The organism is Burkholderia sp. Cy-637 (assembly GCF_011753175.1).
GTDB lineage: Bacteria > Pseudomonadota > Gammaproteobacteria > Burkholderiales > Burkholderiaceae > Burkholderia > Burkholderia gladioli.
Genome location: NZ_VWWC01000319.1, coordinates 1 through 3,352, shown reverse-complemented (window position 1 = coordinate 3,352; position 3,352 = coordinate 1). Strand labels below are relative to the sequence as shown.

At 67.5% G+C, this 3,352-nt stretch carries 3 protein-coding genes and 1 pseudogene; all 4 read right to left on the bottom strand.

Annotated features, from left to right (window positions below):
- Window positions 1–136: pseudogene (locus tag F3J10_RS34970) on the bottom strand (electron transfer flavoprotein subunit beta/FixA family protein); the annotation flags it as partial.
- Between the two features lie 236 nt (window positions 137–372).
- Window positions 373–1,167 carry a MetQ/NlpA family ABC transporter substrate-binding protein gene (locus tag F3J10_RS34965; RefSeq protein WP_017921465.1) on the bottom strand — a complete coding sequence of 265 codons (795 nt, stop codon included), beginning with the start codon at window positions 1,165–1,167 and terminating at the stop codon, window positions 373–375.
- Between the two features lie 135 nt (window positions 1,168–1,302).
- Window positions 1,303–1,956, bottom strand: coding sequence for a methionine ABC transporter permease (locus tag F3J10_RS34960; RefSeq protein WP_013697012.1), 654 nt, complete (start codon window positions 1,954–1,956; stop codon window positions 1,303–1,305).
- Window positions 1,946–2,980, bottom strand: a complete 1,035-nt coding sequence (locus F3J10_RS34955) for a methionine ABC transporter ATP-binding protein (RefSeq protein ID WP_166916969.1) — start codon at window positions 2,978–2,980, stop codon at window positions 1,946–1,948. The genes F3J10_RS34960 and F3J10_RS34955 overlap by 11 nt, the downstream gene beginning before the upstream one ends.
- Window positions 2,981–3,352: the final 372 nt, after the last annotated feature.

Genomic DNA, 3,352 nt, shown 5'->3' with positions numbered 1-3,352 from the left:
CCTCTTCCACCGCGATCTCATCGAACGGGTTCATCGACATCTTCACGTTCGCGATATCGACGCCCGTTCCGTCCGACTTCACGCGAACCTTCACGTTGTAGTCGACCACTCTCTTTACCGGCACCAGGATTTTCATGCACACGCTCCAAAGTTACGAATACGACCGACGGCCATTTTATAGTGTCGCCCACCTTCGAGGCGGCAACCCGGGCCTCGCGGCCCCTCGACCGACGAGGATAACGGCATTCGGCGACACGCCGGCAATAGCGAACGATCGTTCTATTTTAAGGGAGAAAAAACCCGGACGCCAAGCCCGGGTTTTGGACCCCCGCCTCTAATCGCCGGCACGCACGATGCTCCACCGCGCGCCGGTCACCACGACGCGATCACCGCGCCGCCGAATTTGCCTTCCAGATAGCGCTTCACCTCGGGCGAGCGGTAGGCGGCCACCAGCTTGGCGACCCAGGGCTTGCCCCGATCCGCCTCGCGCACCGCCAGGATGTTCACGTAAGGGCCGTCCGCGCTCTCGATCGCGATCGCGTCGCGCCTGGGCTGCAGGCCCGCTTCCATGGCGAAATTGGTGTTGATCACGGCCGCGTCGACATCGGCCAGCGAGCGCGGGATCTGCGCCGCATCCAGTTCGACGATCTTCACGCCGGACGGATTGCCGACGATATCGAAACGCGTCGCGGCCAGCCCGGCGCCGTCGCGCAGCTTGATCACGCCCTGCTTCTGCAACAGCAGCAGAGCCCGCCCGCCATTGGTGGGATCGTTCGGAATCGCGATCCGGGCGCCCTTGGGCAGCGCCGACAGCGACGCAATCCGCTTCGAATAGATGCCCATCGGGAAGGTCACGGTATCGGCCACGCGCACGATCCGGTAGCCGCGATCCTTGACCTGCGCGGCCAGATACGGCGCGTGCTGGTAGCTGTTCGCGTCGAGGTCGCCCGCCGCCAGCGCCGCATTGGGCTGCACGTAGTCGGAGAACTCGACGATGCGGATCTCGAGCCCCTGCGCGGCGGCCACCTTCTTCACCGCCTCCATCACCTGCGCATGCGGGCCGGCCGTCACGCCGACGCGGATCGTCTCGGCCGCCGCGCGCGCGGCACCGAAACCGAGCACGGCGGCAGCCAGCAGCGCGCCGGCGACAAGCTTGCGTCTTTGCATCGGGACAGGCTCCGTGATGAGGATCCCCGGCATCAAGCCAGGCGATCCGGTCGGCAAGGGCGACAGGCCGCGCGAGGGCCCGACGGGGAATCAGCCATAGCGGCGTCGACCGCCGGCCAGGGCTTCAACGCTGGTTCAGCGATGACTGAGCCGACGCACCAGCCAGTCGCCGAACGACTGCACGATCTGCACGAACACGATCAGGATCACCACCACGGTCCACATCACCTCGGGCTCGTAGCGCTGGTAGCCATAGCGGATGCCGAGATCGCCGAGCCCGCCGCCGCCGATCGCGCCGGCCATCGCCGAGTAGCCGACCAGCGACACGAAGGTGATGGTCAGCCCCGCCACGATGCCGGGCCAGGCTTCGGGCAGCAGCACCTTGAACACGATCTGGCGGGTGGTGGCGCCCATCGCCAGCGCGGCCTCGATCAGCCCGCGGTCGACCTCGCGCAGCGCGGTCTCGACCAGCCGCGCGATGAACGGCGCCGAGGCCAGCGTCAGGGGCACCACGGCGGCGGCGGTGCCGATCGACGAACCGACGATCAGGCGCGTGAACGGAATCACCGCCACCAGCAGGATGATGAAGGGGGTCGAGCGCACCGCGTTGACCAGCCCGCCCAGCGCGCGATTGACGCCGAGGTTCTGCAGCACGCCCTGGCGATCGGTCAGGTACAGCAGCACGCCGAGCGGCAGCCCGACCAGCGCGCCGACCACGCCGGAGATGCCGACCATGATCAGCGTCTCCCAGAACGACTGCACGAACATATCCAGCATTTCACTCAACATGCGACAACTCCTCGACCACCACGCCCTGCTCGCGCAAATACGCGAGCGCCTCGCCGACCTTGCCGGGCTCGCCGCCCGCCAGCACCGCCAGCGAGCCGAAGGCCTGGCCCTGGATCTCGTCGATCTGGCCATGCAGGATGTTGAAGTCCAGCTCGTAGCGGCGGATCGTCTCCGACAGGATCGGCTGGTCCACGCCGCTGCCGGTGAAGGCCAGGCGCAGCAGGTGGCCGCGGCCGCTCTTCAGGCGCTCGGCGACGCGCGCCTTCAGCGCCGGCGGCAACTCCTGCGCGATCACGTCGCCGATCAGCGCGCGCGTGACCTCGTGGTGCGGCTGCATGAAGACCTCGATCACCGGCCCGGCCTCGACCACGCGGCCGGCATCGAGCACCGCCACGCGATCGCAGACCTGCTTGATCACCTCCATCTGGTGCGTGATCAGCACGATGGTGAGACCCAGTTCACGGTTGATCCTGCGCAGCAGGTCGAGGATCGCGCGCGTCGTTTCCGGGTCGAGCGCCGAGGTCGCCTCGTCCGACAGCAGCACCTTGGGCTTGCTGGCCAGTGCCCGCGCGATGCCCACGCGCTGCTTCTGGCCGCCGCTGATCTGGGCCGGGTAGCGATCCTTCTGCGCCGTCAGCCCCACCAGCTCCAGCAGGGGCAGCACGGTCGCCTCGATCTCCGCGCGCTTCACGCCGGCCAGCTCGAGCGGCAGGGCCACGTTCTCGTAGACGGTGCGCGAGGACAGCAGGTTGAAATGCTGGAAGATCATGCCGATGTCGCGGCGCGCGGCGCGCAGATCGGCCGCCGACAACGCGGTCAGGTCGCGGCCGTCCACCACCACGTTGCCCTCGCTGGGGCGCGTGAGCAGGTTGATGGTGCGCACCAGCGTGCTCTTGCCGGCACCGCTGCGGCCGATGATGCCGAACACCTCGCCGCGGGGAATCGTCAGGTTGACGTCGTGCAGCGCCTCGACCCAGCCTTGCGGCCCGGCGAATCGCTGCGACAGGTTGCGAATTTCGATCATGTAAACAAAACGGCGGAAGCTGCGAAGCCGATCGTGTCGGGCATCGCCGGCGGCCGCCGTCATATCCGGGAATAGCCGCGCATTTTAACGCAAGCGCCTCATTTCCCTTAATAATCGATTTCGCTGCTTTCATAACCAGGCGAAATTAGAGGTGCGTTCTCGCGCAGGCCGGTCGCGGCGCGACTATGATCCTCGGCAACCCAGAACGATTAACGGAGACACCGCCGATGAACGCGACAGCCTCTTCATCCGGGCCCGAGGCCCAGGCCGGCCGCCCGGCGCGCGCCCAGGTGCGCAGCGCCGATGGCCTCGGGCTGGTGGCCTTTCGCTGGCAGGGCTGGGCCGCGGCCGATGGCGGCCGCCAGGCGCCGC

Bases quoted from the DNA above. Each gene is read 5' to 3' on its own strand.
- F3J10_RS34965 (WP_017921465.1), bottom strand. From the start codon at position 1,167: ATGCAAAGACGCAAGCTTGTCGCCGGCGCGCTGCTGGCTGCCGCCGTG.
- F3J10_RS34955 (WP_166916969.1), bottom strand. From the start codon at position 2,980: ATGATCGAAATTCGCAACCTGTCGCAGCGATTCGCCGGGCCGCAAGGC.
- F3J10_RS34960 (WP_013697012.1), bottom strand. From the start codon at position 1,956: ATGTTGAGTGAAATGCTGGATATGTTCGTGCAGTCGTTCTGGGAGACG.